This is a genomic window from Paenibacillus castaneae (genome assembly GCF_002884445.1).
GTDB classification, from domain to species: Bacteria; Bacillota; Bacilli; order Paenibacillales; family Paenibacillaceae; genus Pristimantibacillus; species Pristimantibacillus castaneae.
This window is the reverse complement of record NZ_KZ614144.1, coordinates 1,195,268-1,213,608: the sequence shown is the minus strand read 5'-3', so window position 1 is coordinate 1,213,608 and position 18,341 is coordinate 1,195,268. Positions and strand designations below refer to the sequence as shown.

Genomic DNA, 18,341 nt, shown 5'->3' with positions numbered 1-18,341 from the left:
AGCTTTGCTGTGTTTGCCGACTATTCATTGTATCTCCACTTTCCCATCAGCTCCGGTTACAAATTCATTCCTGCATAGCACACTAAGCTACACTTCCGCAGCAGTTGCAGCATCGCAATATTTAGTTCCCTCCCTATACTCAAATCCGGCCCTACATATGTGATCTGTGACTAACTTGTGTCATCTTCGTTTGAATTTCCGTAAGTGGTTGTGATTTTTTTCACATTATTATTGATTAATGAGATCAGAGAGCATATTATAGGTATAGGAAGACGTTGTGAATGTTTTCACATAGTCTGGTCGGTACACGTTGGATCATTCCTGCTCCGGCTCACTATTAATCGTCAATCTTGTCAACACGCATCTCATTCGTCTTTTATTAATTGTAGTCGTTACTCATCGGAAAGTATGTGAATTATTTCACATTAAAGAAGGCAGCTGTCAACGCAGCACATTCCCTTCACTTAACTAATAGGAGGCTATTAAGATGACTATGAAAATCGCTGTTATTGGTTGTACTCATGCTGGAACTGCTGCAATTAAAGAAATGGCTAAGCTGTATCCGGAAGCTCAAATTACCGTTTATGAACGGAATGACAATATCTCGTTTCTGTCGTGCGGTATTGCCCTGCATGTGGGCGGCGTTGTGAAGGATGCAGAAAAACTATTTTACGCTACTCCTGAGCAGTTGGCTGAGCTTGGTGTTACGACTAAAATGCGTCATGACGTGCTGGCCGTGGATACCGATGCAAAAATGCTCTTGGTGCGCAGCCTCGCAACAGGTGAACAATTTACCGATTCGTTCGATAAGCTTGTTCTAACGACAGGCTCGTGGCCGATCATACCGCAGATGGAAGGTATCGAGCTTGAGAATATCGTGCTCTGCAAAAACTATGAACATTCGCAAACCATTATTGAAAAAGCCAAAAATGCGAATCGCATCGCCGTCATTGGCGCAGGCTATATCGGAATTGAACTCGTAGAGGCCTTCGAGCAGCTTGGCAAGCAGGTTACATTAATCGATAATATGGAACGTATTTTATATAAATATTTAGACGAACAATTTACGGATTTGGCTCAACAAGCTTTGATCGACAAAGGAATCACAATCGCAACCGGACAAACCGTTACTTCGTTTACGGGAAAAGAAGGCCGCGTTGCAACAGTCGTAACGAACGCAGGCGAATATGAAGCGGATCTCGTCGTGCTATGCATCGGCTTCCGCCCGAATACAGAGCTTCTAAAAGGACAGGTCGATATGCTTCCAAACGGAGCAATTATTGTGGATGAATATATGAGAACAAGCAAAGAGGATATATTCGCCGCTGGCGACAGCTGTGCGGTTCATTATAATCCAACTGGTCAGCATGCATATATCCCGCTCGCAACTAACGCAGTTAGGATGGGAACGCTCGTAGCCAAAAACCTCATCTCGCCAACTGTTAAGTATTTAGGTACTCAAGGCACTTCGGGTATCAAAATTTATGATTATAATATCGCTTCGACCGGTTTAACCGAAACGGGTGCAATCGCTGCCGGTATGAATGTGAAAAATGTCACAATCATAGACAATTATCGTCCCGAATTTATGCCTACATTCGAGAAAGTTACGTTGAAGGTCGTGTATGAGAGCGATAGCCGAAGAATTGTTGGCGCCCAAGTCCTCTCGAAGGTCGATCTTACACAATCGATTAATACACTGTCGGTCTGCATTCAGAACGGCATGACAATGGATGAACTAAGCTATGTTGATTTCTTCTTTCAGCCTCATTACAATAAACCGTGGAACCTCTTGAATCAAGCCGGTCTGCAGGCCATCTAAATGATAAAATCAGCAAAGAAGAAGCTGCTTCCTGAGAGGAAGCAGCTTCTTCCGTTTTTCTAGCCTTCTACCATTGCTATTTACTCTTTGTCAGCGGGCGGCGTTCCGAAATTCGGCGTACCATCATCGTTCCATGTGAAAACTTTAGCGCGTGCATGACGATTGGGATCAAATAACGGATCACCTTCAATTTCCTTATAGCTGCGAGCGTGATACACCAATATATCCTGCTCTCCATCCTCAGATACGGTGAAGCTGTTATGCCCTGGTCCATATTGGCTTGTTGCAGGATTGCTCATGAAAACCGGCGACTGTGATTTCACCCAAGATGCCGGGTCAAGCAAATCATCGGAGTCTGAAGCTGTTAACAGCCCCATTGCATAATTATGGTTAGTCGCACTGCCCGAAAAGGTCATATAGATCTTCCCGTTTCGCTTCAGCACCGCCGCACCTTCATTAACCATGAAGCCAATGACTTCCCAATCAAATTCCGGCTTCGAAATGAGCACCTGCTTGCTCTTCAACGTCCATGGATTGCTCATCGTTGCAATATACAAGTTCGTGTTTCCTTGGATAGCAGGGTCCTGCTGAGCCCATACTAAAAACTGCTCTCCATTATGTTCAAAGCTTGTAGCGTCAAGAGAGAAGGAATCCCAGTCTGTAATGATTTGTCCTTTTTCCTTCCACTCGCCTTCAAGCGGATTGGCCGACTCATTCTCAATGACATACATTCGGTGCTTAAAAGGCGAATCACTGCGTGCCGCAGCGAAATACACATACCATTTGCCTGCGATAAAATGAAGCTCAGGCGCCCAAATGTTTTTACTCATCGGACCGCTCTCATGCTGATTCCATATAACAACCTTATCTGCATCTGTAAGACCCTCAATCGTTCTCGACCTTCTTAATTCAATGCGATCGTACTGGGGTACAGATCCCGTAAAATAATAATAGCCATCCGTATGCTTGATAACCCAAGGATCGGCCCGCTGTTCAATTAACGGGTTGCGCAGCTGTGTCTGCGATTGCTTGGATGCTTGTGTATTCATGTACTCTCTCATTCCTCCAATAAAATTGTATATTTATCGTTTTCCTATTCATTCCGATCATCTATTTCCAAACGGCAGACCTTATTAATTTCATTTGGCAATTAAACTATTTACATATAGAATAAATGAATAGTTACTTTGGGTTTGATAGCGCTTTATTTGATTCTCGGCCTCTATTCTCACAACTAGATATAAATCAGCTGCAAAATTTACATTATCCTATTCGAGCGGAGTGAATGCATGAAAATTGATATATCAAATACCCATTTGCCTATTTATGAAGCACTTGCCAGTGATGTTAGATTAAAAATCATTCAGCTGCTCGCCCAGCAGGAAATGAATATTAAGGATCTAGCGCAGGCGCTTGAATTAAGCAGTCCCATTATGACCATGCATGTCAAAAAGCTGGAGAAAGCCGGATTAATCAGCTCTGAGATGGTTTCCAGCAGCGGCGGAACGAAAAAAATGTGCAAGCTTATAACCGACTCAATCGTAATCGATTTCCCTTCCAAGAATCGTCCAGCGCTTCGAACCTATCACGAATCCATCATTTCCGTTGGCCATTATACCGACTTCGAGATTGAACCTACCTGTGGCCTCGCCACAACAGCAAAGGTCATAGGTATGTTCGACGAACCGCGTTTTTTCCTTGATGCGGATCGCATCAATGCCAAGATTCTCTGGTTCGGAAGCGGCTTCATCGAATATAAGGCTGCTAATTTTTTGCTGAAGAGCGAGAAGCCAACTGAGCTCGAAATTTCTTTTGAAATTTCATCAGAAGCCCCATCTGCCAACGAAAACTGGCCGTCCGATATTTCGTTCTATTTGAACGATACCAAAGTAGGCATTTGGACAAGTCCTGGTGATTTCGGAGGCAAGCGCGGCAAATTTACACCTGACTGGTGGTGGGACGGAATTAATCAATATGGATTGCTAAAAGTATTGAAGATCACGCCGAACGGAACGTACATCGATGGCCAGAAAATTTCTGACGTAAACCTCGATCAGGTTAGCATATTAAACAAGCAGTGGAAATTCCGTATAGCCGTAGAGGAAGACGCTGAGAATGTCGGCGGAGTCACTCTTTTTGGCACAGGCTTCGGGAATTACAATCAAGACATTATTTTCAGACTGTATTATGAAAGGAACGAGTAGAGTCTTACGGATAAGCCGTATGACTCTTCCCCTTTATGGCTTGGCTTTCAGCCTTAGTATCGTAATCGATTTCTTTGGCAGCTCAAGCTTGAATTCATTAGTCAGCCCATCTACCGCTTGCTCCACTGGCTTCACAGCCAAAGGCTCTGCAAATGAATTTTCTGCATTCAAATCATCGGAATAAAGCGATAGCTTTGTTCCTTGCAGAGCTGCCTTCACCCCCGCCAGTTGAACATCCACATGCACATCGTACCCGGCGGCATTGACTGCTTTCAGAATCCAATCACCGCTCTGCTCATCCTTGCCCGCAATGAAATAGAACGGCTCCTCAGCCTGTATGCCGCCGCGCCCTGCCTCGTAGGACTGACCATTACGCAAAACGACGGTTGCTGGCAAAACGCTCGTTGCAACATGGTTCCCGAACATCTGCTGCACAGCATAATTCGGAGTGCCAAATACTTGCGAATTATTGAACCAAATCAAATCCGGCGCCCATTGCGAATATCCTTCCTTGCCGAATAGCGGAGCATAAGAAGCCATCGCCACAACATCGGAATTACGCTCTAGCCCAATCATAAATGCCGCTTCAGCTAGTGCTGAACCGAAATTATTCGACCGGCTTCCATTATGCGCCGCATATTCGCCGACAAATACTTTAGGACCGCTGCGGTCATAGGAATCATAGCGATTCGAATTAGACAGAAACCAATCCGGATTCATATAATAATGCTCATCTACAATATCGGTTGGCTGCGACTGCTGCCAGCGCCACGCTTCCTCGAAGATCGGACCCGCTGGAGATGGACCTGCTGAGGCAATAAGCTCAATATCGGGATACTGTTTCTTAATAGCCTCCTGAAACTGTTGGAATCTGATGAAGTAATCAGCTCCCCAATGCTCATTGCCAATCGCCAGGTAATGTAGACCAAACGGCGCAAGATGTCCATTCTTCGCCCGCTTCGCTCCCCATTCGCTATCGATAGAGCCGTTCGCATACTCAATCAAATCAAGCGCATCCTGAATATAGCTGGCTAGCTCATCTATAGGCGCAGTATCAGAGTGGCGGAATTGATCGCCCATTCCAGCGTTCACAACAGGCAGCGGTTCCGCCCCCAAGTCTTCGCTTAACTGAAAATATTCATGAAAGCCAAGTCCGTAACTTTGATAATAAGGCGTCGTTAGAGCGCCGCCGCCCCATAAATTCTCATTTGTCTTCCTCTGTGCAGCATCTCCAATGGAATCCTTCCAGTTATAGCGGTTGTCGATTCCGTCTCCTCCGACAATACTTCCGCCGGGAAACCTTATGAAAGCGGGATTCAAATCTGCGAGCATCTGAACCAGATCGGCGCGCAAGCCGCCTGGTCTGTTCATCCAGGTTTTGTGCGGGAACAACGAAATCATATCGACATCAAGCTCACCTACTCCTGATGCGCTTAATACAAGCCGCCCGTTCAACGCATCTGCTGATGGCGTTATCGTCATAGAATGCTTGCTAAATTCCGCTCCAATACCGGCTATCTCAGCTTCACCAATACGATGGCCGCCATCATCCTCCAAATACATATGCAGCTTAGGAACTACCGCACTGCCGCTTCTGGCATAAAGAGAGAAATCATAGCTTTCGCCTTGCTTCAGCGCCATTCCACCAAAACCGCTATTCGCTACAGCGAACGCATCGTCTGCTCCCGGCGCGTTCACCTGCATCGTTAAATAATGCGGATTATTAGCATTAAGCGGCCTTTCATTACGAACCTCAATCGTCCCGTCACCATCGCCGGCAGATTGCCTCGCCCAGTTCCAGAGTGATTGCGAGAATTCGAAGGAACGGTTCTCGACCAGCTCGGCGTACACTCCGCCATCACCTGCAAAATTGATGTCCTCGAAGAAAATGCCGAATAATGTATGGCTTACAGGTGCACCAAGCTGATCTGCTCCAATCGAAATAGCATAATCAGCAGCGCCTTCTTCCCACACCCGCAGCGGAATTTTTTTCTCGTCAAATGCTTTTCCTTTGCTTATCTTGGCCGTTAATATGACCTCTTGGTCACCTGCACCGCTTGCCGGTCTCGTAACAGTACCCTTGTCATCAACCGTACCAGCGTTATCCGATGACCAAGCGACAGAAGAACCTCCCGGACCTGTGCTCGGCAATGTCAGCGCTGAGACAACACGCTCGCTGCCCCCTAGCTCCAGCCATTCTGACGTGAAAGCGACGATTTCCTCGTCATTCATCCCATCAGTCAGCACATCAGCAACCTCATTTGCTGCCAAAGCTTTGCCATAAAGCCGCACCTCATCCACTTGTCCAGACAGATAAGGATCAACGTCGAACTGTGATTTCCCAATGAAATTACTAGTCGTGCCTGCCATATCGCTTGGTTTAATAGACAACTCGTCATTTCGAGCAGCCTCGCGGCCGTTCAAGTATAGAACGCCTGAAGATCCCGTCCATGTGAAAGCAATATGTGTCCAGCTGTCTACAGGCAATTCGGTGGCAGCATCAATGATTTGCTCGCCGCCCCCGTTTTTGATTGCTATTTTTACTTTGCCGGTTTCCGACATTGGGGTTAGAAATAAATACCGATCTGTTCCATTGCCGAAATCAAATATACGCTGCCATGTACGAAGTTCATTCACATTCACCCATGCGGATAACGTCAGCTCTTCCAACCCGTTCAACACCGCTGTCGGCAATTCAGCATATGCGTTTATGCCATCCAGCTCGAATCCGCCGCCGAAACGTCCCTCGGGAACAAGCTTTCCGCCTTTCAATAACGCCCCATTATCATGACCCGATTGATCTTCCGCTTCACTGACAGCCGCACCTTCTGCAGCATCCATGTCGAAGGTATAGCGCAGTACCAAGAAATCGTTAAAGGCTGGAACGGTTTCTGCTTTTTGTTCCTTTTGCCGCTCCGATGCTAAGGGAAGCAGCAGCCAAATAGCTGCCGCAACCGCACCAAGCAGCAGTATGGAGCATATCATCCATCGCTGTTTATTTTTCATTCTGCACCGCTTTCTTAGAAGAACAGCTCCAGCTTCTTCTACTCACCCGCAATACCCGAGCGCTCTACACTCTCTACGAAGTAACGCTGCGTGAACATATAGAGAATTAAAATTGGCAAGATCGTAAGCATAACGCCTGCCATAACCTGGTTTTGGAGCGTCGGAGCCATCCCAAGCGTGCCTGTTGATACCGAACTGGCGGCTTGCTGAATATCCAAATTTGCATTCCCATTGAAGAACGCCATATTTTGAGCAAGATTGAAATATTCCGGAACGAGCAAGTATAAATTCGGCTCAAACAAATCATTCCAATGCCAGACGACCGAAAACAAGAAGACGACCAGCATCGCAGGCTTAGCGAGCGGAAACATGATCATCCAGTACGTGCGGAAAGCGCCCGCGCCGTCAATTCTTGCTGCTTCCTCCAACACGTTTGGAAGCGTACGGTAGAACTGGATAAAGATTAGAACGAACAAAGAGCCTTTCAGGCCATGGCCGAGTAAAGCCGGAACGATAAAGGGCAGATGTGTATTTACCCAGCCCATATCAAGGAAAAACTTGAATAATGGCACGACAAAGGTTTGTGGCGGAACTAGAAATGTAAATACAACCAAGGCTAGAAAAAAGGCTTGCCCCGGGAAACGAAAGCGCGCGAAGCCGTATCCGACTATAGAGCAGCTCACGACCTGAAGTATGGCGCTGCCGAATGAAATAATGATACTGTTCAGCAGCCCCGGCCAAAATTTGATTTCATCCATCGCAATCGCATAATTTCGTAAGCTGAACTGCTTCGGAATCCACTGAATCGTCGCATCCGCTACATCTTCGGGCCGCATCAGCGATTTGGATACCATGTATAGCAGCGGGTAAACAAATACAAATGCCAAGCTCAATATGACCAAATAAAAGAATAGGGTCCCAACGATGCCCCGTCCGCGCTTAATCCACGTCACTTTCCAGACCGCTTCCGCTTTACCTTGCAGCTCGCTATATTTTTGCTGCACCCCACTTGTTGAATTCATAGCCTCTACCCCCTTCCTTCGGTCGCTGATAAGCTTCTGCGGAAGATGAAGAAGACTATCGCAAGCACAATCGATATGACGATAAAATAGATCCAGCCTAATGCAGAACCATAAGCATAATCATTTGCCCTAAATGCCGTGTTATTAATGTAATCCATAATTTTGTTATCCGTCTTCGTGAAGGAATTAACGATACTAAAGAGCGTATTCACGAAAACCATCGGCATAATCATCGGAAACGTAATTTTCCAGAAGCTTTCCCATTTCGTCGCTCCATCACATCTTGCCGCTTCATAAAGCGCGGGTGAGATCGTCTGCAAGCCTGCAATAAAAATTAGAATTTGTACTCCTGAGTCCCACATAACCAATGTTAAGGAATCTGCGTAAATAAGAAGATTCTCAAGGAAATCGCCTGGAATGAGGCCATTCAGCTTCTCAAATAAATCATATTGAGCAAAAATCGGCAGCTTCGTCGCGCCTTGCTCCAGCAATTCACGCAGAATCGCACCGGATGCGATAATAACGGGCAGAAAGAATATGCCCCTGAACAAAATACGTCCTCGAAAATTACGATTTAGCAGCAATGCACTCAGCATTGCAAAAATAAGGATTAGCGGTACTTGGGTCAGCATCGTCGTTAAAGTGCTTTGCAAACGAGGGACAAAATCGATATCCGTTGTGAAAGCGGCTCTATAATGCGTCAACCCCGTATACACGGCCTTCAGTCCATCCTTTGAAACTTCTAGATTATTCAGCGAATAGTAGAGCGACATACTGAGCGGAACGAGCATGAACATCAAGAAGCCCGCGATCCATATGGAAATGAACGAATAGCCTTCAAGGATGTGGCGGCTTCTCATCGACAGCCTAAATTTTTTGCCCATGTTCATTTCCCTCCGTTCTGCATGGCGAAACCAGCTGCCGGTACAGATATGCCGTCAACAGTCGCTGCTGCTGCGCCGTAATTGACAATAACTTTTGTTCCATTCGCATAGGTCGTGCGGAATAGCTTATCGCCGAGCGCTTCATGATCCGTAATGGCTTGATTCGAAATGGCCGTATAAATAGGTTCAAGCTCCCCGTATTGCTGAACAGCTTCATCAATCCATGTCGTATATTGCGAGCTCCACAAGCGGTCTTCCATTGTTCTCTGAAGCTTCGAGGTTGGCTCATAGGTCAGTTCAAGACTTGGCAGCGCGCCGTACTCAACCATACGCAGCAGCTCGTTCCGAGCGTCATCCCGAAGATTAATAGAAGCGGCTGTATAAGGCAGCAGGCCGTGAAGCGCAATTTGATAGAATGGAACCGTCTCATCATTGTAGATGAAATGGCTGGAATCCATTGGCGCTTGGCTTATTCCATCTATATGGCCTAACATATAGCCAAATCCATAATCGATGGATGCACCGCCGACAGCCTCGCGTACCGCGTCGGCAGCCTTCACCCACGCATTAGCCGTTTCACCGCGAGAAGTTATCGATTTCTTATCGATGTCAGAGTAAAGCGTATCGCCCCAGTACGCGAGATGAACACCTGAAATACCGAGCTTCGCGTAGTCCTTCAATTCTTTATTCAAATGCTTGTTAATAACACGCTCCGGTTTCATCCAGTAAAATATACGGCTGTCATCATTCCATCTGCTTCCGATGTAATATTCATTGCTTACAGCGACTTCATGGTCCATGCCGCGAATAGCGTCTTTGCTTTTTTTCATGCCGTCGCTTTTGGAGAATGCTCGTGCATAATTGGCTTCCAAATAAAGCGATACACCTTTATTGGACGCATAGGCAGCAAGCTCCTTCAGCGCCTTTTGACCGCCAAGCTTCTTCTCCACTGGGAAATGGTCAGGCTGATCCCCGTACAAGCCGCCCTCTGACCATCCAGAGAACGTAAGCTCCAGATTCTTGATTCCTTTATTCTGGAAAGCATCGATGATTTCTTGTGCCTGCTTAAATGTAGTCATCGAGATAAACGTTTGTCCAAGCACCTCGTCACGCAGAATACCGCCAAGAAGCTTTACTTTAACTGGAACGCCGGACTGTTCAACCGGCTTAATGCCTTCCACGGTTTGAAGGTATTTCCCATATGCCTTCGCCATTCCTACATAATCAGCTTGATCCTCCTGAAGCAGCATATAGCGCGACTGACGATCTCCCTTGATCCAATCTCCCTGGAAGAATGGAATTTCACCGGATGTGCCGATAAAAATAACATCATTCCAACGGTAAACGAATTCAGTTGATGTTCGATAATAAGAAATAGCGCGAATGCCTGATGGGGTTCCGTTTATTTTCGCATCATATTGGCCTTTGGTAACGATACCCAGCGATCCTATTCCGTTGCGATAATTTCCGAATACCGGAAGCGCAATCTTCTCCTTCGGAGCAAGACGCTGTCTCCACTTCTCATCGAGAATGATATTGGACTGCGTAACATACGCAGGATCCGAGCCATAAATCATTTCGGAATAACCTGCGAAGTATTGCGGATGAGTCGCTTTATACTTCATGAGCGCTCCCGAGCCGTCCGGCAGGAAGATCGCCCCATCGTCTGTATCCGCAGCTGCGTTCCAGAAAGGAAGCGGTTCAATGCTAATAAATTTCGCTTTACCGGTTTCCTTTATGGAGCTTTCTGGAATCGTTAATTCGAAGCCATCCGCAAGCAAGCGGTACTCAATGGCAAATTCCAGCTGCTCTTTGATGAATTGGAAAATGACTTTTGCGCCATTCTCAATTTTCTCGATTTTCAGCTTATTTTCTTTTTCCTTCGTCAAATAAGTCTGAACGGTATCCGAGCCCTCGGTATACTTCACATGAACGGCAGCGTCCATATATTTCTTGTTGTTAGGCATCGTCGTACGCGGCAGCTGCGGCGTACCGAGCCATTCTTTCTTCGTCTTCTTATCTACTAGACGAATGTTTCCTGTTTTCTCATCGATATACATAATGTAGCTATCATTAGCGGCAATTTCCTTAACCGCAGATACATCGTATAGCTTCACTTCTTCTTCGGCCGCGGGTTCCTCCGTATCTGTCGCAGCTGACTCTTCTACCGGCTCCGCTTCCACAGCATCTGCAACCGCTTCTACAGCTGAATCATCACTGCTTTCTGGCGAGCTGACACTCGTATCCTCCACTGCCTGCACCTGGATGCTGCCTTCCGCGGTCCCGAAGTGAGGGAATATGCTGACAACGAGCAGCAATGCCGCGATAATAAGCCATTTCCGTTGTTTCCTCATCTCGTCCACCTACCTTCGGAAGTTTACTTCTTTGAACATGTCGACTACAAAATTAATGAGCTGATTGATCAATCCGAACAGCAATATGCCCACAAACCAAATGATCAATATGCCTACGATGCTGAGCAAGGTAATCCACACCATCTTCACAAGCTCAAAGTCATGTACAATTCTTACTTTCAGCAGCAGGAGCCAGCCTACCCAGAAGAGGGTGAAATGAATAAGAAAGGTGTACATGGAGCTTTCATCCAGCGCCAAAATATTCGTTAATAGCGTAATAGGTACAATGAATATCGCATAAGGCACAAGTGCAAATGCACTTCCGACGAATACTTCCTTGAATTTCCCTTCGCCATCAAGAATCGCGCTAACCGCCCAGTTAGATACCGTCCAAGTGAATAACGGTACCACGATCCATATAAACTCATTCAGAAACGAAATTTCATATGGTTCTCTCGTTTGAAAAGCATAGCCTGTTATTAAGATCGCAACCATCTTCGCGATGTAGGCTAATCCGACAATGAACAGCGCCTGCAGCCATTTAACGCGTCCTGGCTCTTGGATGTCATGGAAGAAATCTATCGGGTGAACAATTACCTGTCGCATCAATCTAAAGGTTGCGATCATGGGGCACCCCTCCCTTTATATGAGCCGCTCCAGCCAATCTGCGAGCTGACAGCATGATCCGCACTCTTCTCCATAAGAAAGGAAGGATATAGCGAAGAGCGATAATAATGACAACAATAATAAGGCATATCCAAGCAAAGTTCTCTCTGATGTATTCCTTGCGATACTCTTTGAAAGCAATGGAATAATCATAGCGTGATCTTGCCAGCTCGAAATAGGTCATCGCATCCTTATAATTCTCAGCCTTGAACAGCGATTTCCCAATTGCGAGGTAAGCCAGATCAAAGTTCCCATTCAAATGCAGCACTTCATTCCACAATCCCTCAGCCTCTTTGTAGCGGCCGTCTACGAATAGTCTTGATGCATCATGCACCAATTCAGCAAAAGGAGTCGTACGGAATAAATCAACGCGATTGCGCCCTTTATCCACTACAAACACAGTGCCGTCAGGTGACTGCGCAAGGCTTGAAGGGGTTATAAATAATCCATTCTGGTCGCCAAGGCCGCCGAATACGAACAAGAAATTACCGAGCTTATCGTACTGGTACACTTTGCTGGACTGCAGATCAAGCGCTGTAATCACGCCGTCTTTATCTACGGCAAGGTCAAGAAATGAAGGGACTGAGAAGGGCCCGTTATCGAATCGGCCGCCATACCTGCGCGGAACAATATTAAGCGTATCCACGCCAACTGGCGAGAGCCGCTTCAATTGGTTCATCTCCGTTCCAAGCGTCGAAGTATAGATAAAGCCCTCTTCATCCTGTACTGCATTCGAAAATTCAAGCGGCTTTACAACGCTAAGCTTCGCCTTCTGTTCATCGGTTGCTACCAGCTTATTAATCAATCTGCTCCAGCTGAAGCCGACATGGTTCGCACCATAGAAGCCTTTAAACTGACCGTTCGGATCAATTTGAATAAGCCCTTGCGTATTGCCGTCGCTCACGACGAACATATAGTTGCGCTTGTCGACAAGCAGCTTCGACGGAGAATAGGAGAAGGTTGCTCCGAGAAGCGGATTCTCGGGCTTGCCGAACTGATTCTGAAATTTGCCCTTTTGATCAAAAATAGCAATTCGCTGATTTTTCGTGTCGGCAACATAGATGGTCCCATCCTGCTTTACGAATACGCCCTTAGGCTCGTAAAGCTTGCCGTCGCCTTCCTCATCACCGATAATGCCCAGCAGCTCATGCTTCTTATTTAAATGCACGATTCGGCTGTTACCCGTATCAACGATATAAATCGTACCGTCATCAGCGAGAAAGACATCCTCTGGCGCACTGAAGGGGCCCGATGATAAGTCATAACCGTCAATAGAACTCTCATATATGTAGCCGTTAATCGAATGAACATCATCACCCAGCTTGTTCCGCGTGTACCCTTCATAAGGAGAAGCTGCGTACGTTTGTACCGGTAGAGCTGTAACTAACATCAGTAAAGCAATTGCTGTACTGACAACGAATCGGAATTTCGAAACCTGCTTCATCCCGGTTGTCCTCCTACTCTTTCAGACCTGAATGCGCCATTGTTTGCAGCACCAAGCGCTGCGTTACGATAAAGACGATTATCGTCGGCACAATCATCAATAAGCTGGCTGCGGCCAAGGTGCCGACACGCGCAACAACGCCATAACCGCCGCTTAACGTTTGTATGGCGAGCGGCAATGATTTCATATCTTGATCGGTCGTATATACCATCGCTGGGTATGGATCATTCCAGGCAGATATAAAGCTGAATAATGCAAATGTAGCAATAGCCGGCTTCAGCATCGGTATGACAACGACCCAGAACACCTTCCATTCGGAAGCGCCGTCTATCCGCGCTGCTTCCAGCAGCGCATCTGGAATTTGGCGCAAAAACTGCGTCATGAGAAACATGCCGACGGGAGCTGCCAAATAAGGCAAGATCATAGCCCAATACGTGTTAATAAGCCCGATTTTGCTAATGAGCAAATATTGCGGAATTTGTACAACGAGCGGCGAGAACATAATTGCGAGTACGACCATGTTGAAAATCGCACTACGAAATGGCATATTATGCTTCGCCAGCGGATAAGCTGCCATTGCGGATACGATAATGCCAAAGCCGACAATACAGGAGCTGATCAGCAGGCTGTTGAATATAAACCTGGAGAACGGAACGCTAGTCGTTCCTGTTATCAGCAGCAAATCGCGAAAATTAAGAAAAGTCGGATTCATCACAAAAAAGCGCGGCGGAAATAGGAACAGTTCGCTTATCGGTTTAAAAGCAGTTGACACCATGTAAACGAGCGGAGCCAGCATCAGAAGACCGAACAGCGTCAGAAATAGATAAAGGAAAAAACCGCCCCAATCTACTTTCTTGCCTTTCACTAAGCCAGTCATATCGGTTCAGTCCTTTCCTAACCATTTGAATATGAGACGATTGAGTCCGATCATCATGACGAACAGAACAACGGCGATTGCCGCGGCATAACCCATCTCGAATTTAATAAACGCATAATCAAATAAATGTGTCAGAATCGTATGGCCCGCATAGAGCGGACTCGGCAAGCCAACAAGCTGCACGCTGACATCGAATACCGTAAGCGAGGAGACAACCTGCAGGACGGCGCCAAACAACAGCTGCGGCTTAACTGAAGGTACTGTAATATAAATAAGCTGCTGCCATCTATATTTAATACCGTCAATTTCTCCCGCTTCATAGAGATCCTTAGGAACGTTCTGCAATCCGGCAAGAAAGGCAAGAAAGCCCACGCCCATAGACATCCAAAGCGATACGATAATGATAACCGGAACAATGGAATTAATATTTTGCAGAAATAAATAGGGCTCATCGATGATGCCCAGCTTTGCTGCGAAATAGTTCAGCAAGCCCTTCCGATCACCCGCGAACAGATAAAGCCACACAACCGACATAGCTGTTGCGCTCGTAATCGAAGGCGTGTAATAACAAAGCGTATAGAAAAAACGGTATTTCTGCGGAATTTGGCTGATCAGCCATGCTAAGATAAAAGCCATAGCATAGCCGACCGGGCCTGTTATGAAAGCGAATTTTAGCGTGATGCCGATTGCTTTCAGAAAGATATCGTCATCGACGAACAAGAGCCTGTAATTGGATAGCCCAATAAATTTCGGCGCTTCTAAAATATTGTAATAGGTGAAGCTCAGCACAACCGAAGTAACGACCGGTACGATCGTAAACAGCGTGAACAGAATGAGGAATGGGGCGAGAAACAGGTAGGATACCTTGTGTCTCTTCACTTCCTGCCATAACAGCGATAGCTTGCTTGGGTTGCGGAGGCGCTCCGCTGGAATAGCCGTTGCTGCCGCCGGATCAGTTTTGGTTATCACGGACTATCGCCTCCTTTTGACGCTTCTTTCTTAGCTGCTACTTCATTAAGACCAAATTCCTCGCGTTTTTTGCGCAATTCCTTATCGATTTCCTTAACGCCCTGCTCCACCGCTTCGCGCGGTATTTTACCGTTCAAGACGATTTCGTTCCAAATATTCGCGATATGCCTTGTCGTGTAGTAACCTCCGATGACGACCTCGCGCTCTTTGAACCATTCCCATTGCTCCAGGATGGCATTGATATCCGCGGTTTGCCACGGCATACGCTTCAATGCTTCAATATTCGCCGTATTCCAGCGCGCCTCTACACCGAGCAATGCTTCCAGCTCAGAACCGAATCTTTCCTGCGTATCGGCACTAGTCCACCATTTCAAAAATTCCCATGATTGTTGCTTCATGTCGGTATCCTTGAATATCATGCCCGTCTGTGCCAATCCGCCCGTCGAGCGATTAATTCGGCCATCCTCCTGCTTAATGCCCGGCATTGGCTTCATTCCCCACCAGCCCGTTAGCTCCGGGGCTGCCGTAGAGAGAAGTACGTACGTGGAGTAATCCGCGACGCCGATCGGCATTTCGCCCGAACGGAAACGGTTATAGAAATCAGCCTGCTTTGAAATCTTGAAATTTGTAAATAAACCCGTCCACAGCTTGAACGCCTTCATCGCCTCTGGTGAATCCAAATTTGAGAATTTCCCGTTTTCACGGTAAAACTCGCTGTTCTGTTGAAACAGGAACGGAGCAAATTCATTAATGGCTACCCCCGGATTATTCGGAGCATGCGGATAGAAGAAGTCCATGCCGTTCTGCTGCAGGATTGGAATTAAGTCCATCACTTCCTGCCACGTATCTGGTATTTGATCCTCGGTAATCCCTAATTGCTGCATAATATCTTTCCGGTAGAAGAGCATATTAAATTTTTGATTTTCCGGTATCGCGTAGCTGCCGCCGTTATACTTGTAAGGGATAAGCGCCCCCGGTCTGAAACGAGCTGCTACCTCTTCGTAATCATCGTACTCCTCCAAATTGACTAGCCCGTTACGCACCGCGTAATCAATCGGAATCTCGCCCTCGACGCCAAGCGCCACGTCCGGCGCGAGTCCCGCTGTGCTTGCAAGCAGCAGCACCTGCATCTGCTGAGCCGGGATCACGTTCACATTCACTTTAATGCCCGTTTCCGTCGTGAAATCCTCGTCGATCATTTGTTTAATAATATCGACCCAATCGCGGCCTCTTGCCACCCATACGTCCAGTACCTGCTCGTCTTCATAGACGTTGCCGATTCCGCCGTAATTTTTGGTGAAGGAGCTCCCAAAGTCGTAAATCATCGTACCTGTTCTTGCCAGCCAGCCAGCAGCCGGTTTGGGCCAAGCTGTGTCCGGTGATTTGATAATCAAATAATCGAGCAGAAGGCTCTGCTTGCTAAGGCTGCTTACCCATGTGCCAAGCGAAGCCTGCAAATCGGTAAACTGCATCATCCGGCCTGGTATGGTCATGGTGTCATTGGACATGCTTAGAAGCACGTCACGCGCTTCGAACAGCGTGCTTACCTCTGAGCTGCCTTTCTCAACGCCAAGCGCATACAGCCCTTTAATCGTTTCATCCAAGCTTTTCGCCATCAATTGAAGGCGCGGCACGAGATTCGCGATATTTTGCTCTAATCGCCAGTCGCCGTTCGGATCGGGATTCGTTCCCGTTACCTGAATGACCTCGCGGCCTAAATAGGACATTTTGCGAACTGTATCGGTTACCGTCTCGAGCATTCCCCCAAGCGCGCCAACCTGTACCTCCATGCGAATCGTATGCTTGCCCTTCTCTAAATAGTAGAGAAACGGCTCTTTGTTCTCGCTGTCTTGACCAAATTTGGAAATTTGGAATTCAGCCTTGTACGGGAAAGAAATTTCGTTCATTTCTTTGAAAGGAAGCTTCCCGTCAATCGTAACGGTACGCTGTACCGGAATCCCGTTCAGAAACCATTGCCCATAACGGGCTCCGATTTCGTATAAGCCGCTCTCCGGCACATCCGCTTCCCACTCCGCCCACTGCCCGCCTGTACGCCAGCTTGCCCCGCCAAACGTATTAAGCACGATCGAATCCTTCTTGAAAGGTTCCGTTAACGGCTCCCTGTCCTCGATACGCTTAAGTGTTGGATCGGACTTCAAGGTCGACAGCTCGGCTTGCACCTTAATGAGCTGATTTTCCACTTTCTTATAGCCCTGCTGCTCATACGTGCTGAGCACTTCTGAATATGTAGGCACATGAACTGGGGAATAAATATGAATCTCGCCAACTGCAGCAGGCTCACGTACGGCTTGAAGGCGCAGCGTATGCTTGCCCTTCGTTAAATAAAAACGGAAAGGCTCATATACCTTGCCTTCGGAATCACGGAATTCACGATATTGCCAACCTGTTGTCTCTTCCCTGCGCGGATTAAATTCATTTCCTTGATTATCAAACCAAGGCTCTCCAGCTTCCTTCCACATCCGCTGAAATTCCAGCTTCTTCGCCTGAAAGAAAGGATATGCCCCGTCAATTTGAACGCCGCGAACGATGGACGAGCGCTTGCCCTCCATTGCAAAGTAGCTCATTCCTATTTGATAGTAGCCGTCCTGCGGCACTTCAAAGGTATAATCAGCCCAGCTGTCCTCATCAATAAGAGCCAAAGCTTTACCCGGTTGATCACCGAGCCCTGATTCAATGCGAGTACCCGCTGCACTTATTGCAGTGTAGTCATTTGAAGCAATCGTAATGTTAAAGCCTGCTGAATCAGCTGCACCCTGCTCATTCCAGCTGTTCACATATTTATTAAAAGACGGCTCGAGCTTATTGCCGGCGTCTTCACCTTCCAAAATAGACGTTTCATCAATTCCCGTATCCAGCACAATTCCAGCCATTGCATCATCGTTGTAGCCCCTTGAATTGTTCCACCACAATAAGAAACAAACCAACGCGGCAATGACAACCAATGTTACCTTATACTTGCTTAACCAACGGATCACCAAGGAGCACCCCCTTGCCATACTAGCGTAAACGGCATACGTTTCGCATTGAAATAAAGGCATTATGATTTAAAAGAACCGAATCATCCTTCCAGGG

Annotated in this window: 12 protein-coding genes; 2 read left to right on the top strand and 10 right to left on the bottom strand. The window is 47.0% G+C overall.

From position 1 onward, the window contains the following. Positions 1 to 493 precede the first annotated feature (493 nt). The gene (locus CEF13_RS05110) at positions 494 to 1,822 is read left to right on the top strand and encodes an FAD-dependent oxidoreductase (protein WP_102716214.1); all 1,329 of its coding nucleotides are present in this window, start codon (positions 494 to 496) and stop codon (positions 1,820 to 1,822) included. 80 nt (positions 1,823 to 1,902) lie between these two features. Here the strand turns inward: CEF13_RS05110 and CEF13_RS05105 are convergent, their stop codons facing one another. Then, positions 1,903 to 2,871 carry a glycoside hydrolase family 43 protein gene (locus CEF13_RS05105; RefSeq protein ID WP_102709721.1) on the bottom strand — a complete coding sequence of 323 codons (969 nt, stop codon included), beginning with the start codon at positions 2,869 to 2,871 and terminating at the stop codon, positions 1,903 to 1,905. A 240-nt stretch (positions 2,872 to 3,111) separates the two neighbouring features. On the opposite strand from CEF13_RS05105, the gene CEF13_RS05100 reads away from it, so the two are divergent. Next, positions 3,112 to 4,026: an ArsR/SmtB family transcription factor gene (locus CEF13_RS05100; protein WP_102709720.1), complete on the top strand. Its 915-nt coding sequence runs from the start codon at positions 3,112 to 3,114 to the stop codon at positions 4,024 to 4,026. Positions 4,027 to 4,059: 33 nt separating this feature from the next. Here CEF13_RS05100 and CEF13_RS05095 read toward each other — a convergent pair whose 3' ends face one another. From CEF13_RS05095 to CEF13_RS05055, 9 genes are read right to left on the bottom strand one after another with little or no spacing between them, the layout of a single operon-like run. Further along, a complete protein-coding gene (locus CEF13_RS05095) occupies positions 4,060 to 7,032 on the bottom strand; it encodes an alpha-L-arabinofuranosidase C-terminal domain-containing protein (RefSeq protein ID WP_102709719.1) in 2,973 nt (990 codons plus the stop codon). 38 nt (positions 7,033 to 7,070) lie between these two features. Continuing rightward, positions 7,071 to 8,054, bottom strand: coding sequence for a carbohydrate ABC transporter permease (locus CEF13_RS05090; protein ID WP_102709718.1), 984 nt, complete (start codon positions 8,052 to 8,054; stop codon positions 7,071 to 7,073). 5 nt (positions 8,055 to 8,059) lie between these two features. Further along, positions 8,060 to 8,938 carry a carbohydrate ABC transporter permease gene (locus CEF13_RS05085; protein WP_166742944.1) on the bottom strand — a complete coding sequence of 293 codons (879 nt, stop codon included), beginning with the start codon at positions 8,936 to 8,938 and terminating at the stop codon, positions 8,060 to 8,062. Between the two features lie 2 nt (positions 8,939 to 8,940). Continuing rightward, the gene (locus CEF13_RS05080) at positions 8,941 to 11,292 is read right to left on the bottom strand and encodes a DUF5696 domain-containing protein (RefSeq protein ID WP_102709716.1); all 2,352 of its coding nucleotides are present in this window, start codon (positions 11,290 to 11,292) and stop codon (positions 8,941 to 8,943) included. Between the two features lie 9 nt (positions 11,293 to 11,301). Then, positions 11,302 to 11,919, bottom strand: a complete 618-nt coding sequence (locus tag CEF13_RS05075; RefSeq protein WP_102709715.1) for a YIP1 family protein — start codon at positions 11,917 to 11,919, stop codon at positions 11,302 to 11,304. Beyond that, on the bottom strand, positions 11,903 to 13,402 hold the full coding sequence (locus CEF13_RS05070) for an NHL repeat-containing protein (protein WP_102709714.1): 1,500 nt from the start codon (positions 13,400 to 13,402) through the stop codon (positions 11,903 to 11,905). Before CEF13_RS05070 ends, CEF13_RS05075 begins: the two co-directional genes overlap by 17 nt. Positions 13,403 to 13,415: 13 nt before the next feature. Further along, positions 13,416 to 14,279 (bottom strand): carbohydrate ABC transporter permease, encoded by an 864-nt coding sequence (locus CEF13_RS05065; RefSeq protein WP_102709713.1) that lies wholly within the window; start codon positions 14,277 to 14,279, stop codon positions 13,416 to 13,418. A 6-nt stretch (positions 14,280 to 14,285) separates the two neighbouring features. Next, positions 14,286 to 15,248: a carbohydrate ABC transporter permease gene (locus CEF13_RS05060; RefSeq protein WP_244917046.1), complete on the bottom strand. Its 963-nt coding sequence runs from the start codon at positions 15,246 to 15,248 to the stop codon at positions 14,286 to 14,288. Beyond that, the gene (locus tag CEF13_RS05055) at positions 15,245 to 18,244 is read right to left on the bottom strand and encodes an extracellular solute-binding protein (RefSeq protein WP_166742945.1); all 3,000 of its coding nucleotides are present in this window, start codon (positions 18,242 to 18,244) and stop codon (positions 15,245 to 15,247) included. Before CEF13_RS05055 ends, CEF13_RS05060 begins: the two co-directional genes overlap by 4 nt. Between the last annotated feature and the right edge of the window lie 97 nt (positions 18,245 to 18,341).

Coding starts and splice junctions, on each gene's coding strand:
- CEF13_RS05110 (WP_102716214.1), top strand. CDS start 494: ATGAAAATCGCTGTTATTGGTTGTACTCATGCTGGAACTGCTGCAATT.
- CEF13_RS05105 (WP_102709721.1), bottom strand. CDS start 2,871: ATGAATACACAAGCATCCAAGCAATCGCAGACACAGCTGCGCAACCCG.
- CEF13_RS05100 (WP_102709720.1), top strand. CDS start 3,112: ATGAAAATTGATATATCAAATACCCATTTGCCTATTTATGAAGCACTT.
- CEF13_RS05095 (WP_102709719.1), bottom strand. CDS start 7,032: ATGAAAAATAAACAGCGATGGATGATATGCTCCATACTGCTGCTTGGT.
- CEF13_RS05090 (WP_102709718.1), bottom strand. CDS start 8,054: ATGAATTCAACAAGTGGGGTGCAGCAAAAATATAGCGAGCTGCAAGGT.
- CEF13_RS05085 (WP_166742944.1), bottom strand. CDS start 8,938: ATGGGCAAAAAATTTAGGCTGTCGATGAGAAGCCGCCACATCCTTGAA.
- CEF13_RS05080 (WP_102709716.1), bottom strand. CDS start 11,292: ATGAGGAAACAACGGAAATGGCTTATTATCGCGGCATTGCTGCTCGTT.
- CEF13_RS05075 (WP_102709715.1), bottom strand. CDS start 11,919: ATGATCGCAACCTTTAGATTGATGCGACAGGTAATTGTTCACCCGATA.
- CEF13_RS05070 (WP_102709714.1), bottom strand. CDS start 13,402: ATGAAGCAGGTTTCGAAATTCCGATTCGTTGTCAGTACAGCAATTGCT.
- CEF13_RS05065 (WP_102709713.1), bottom strand. CDS start 14,279: ATGACTGGCTTAGTGAAAGGCAAGAAAGTAGATTGGGGCGGTTTTTTC.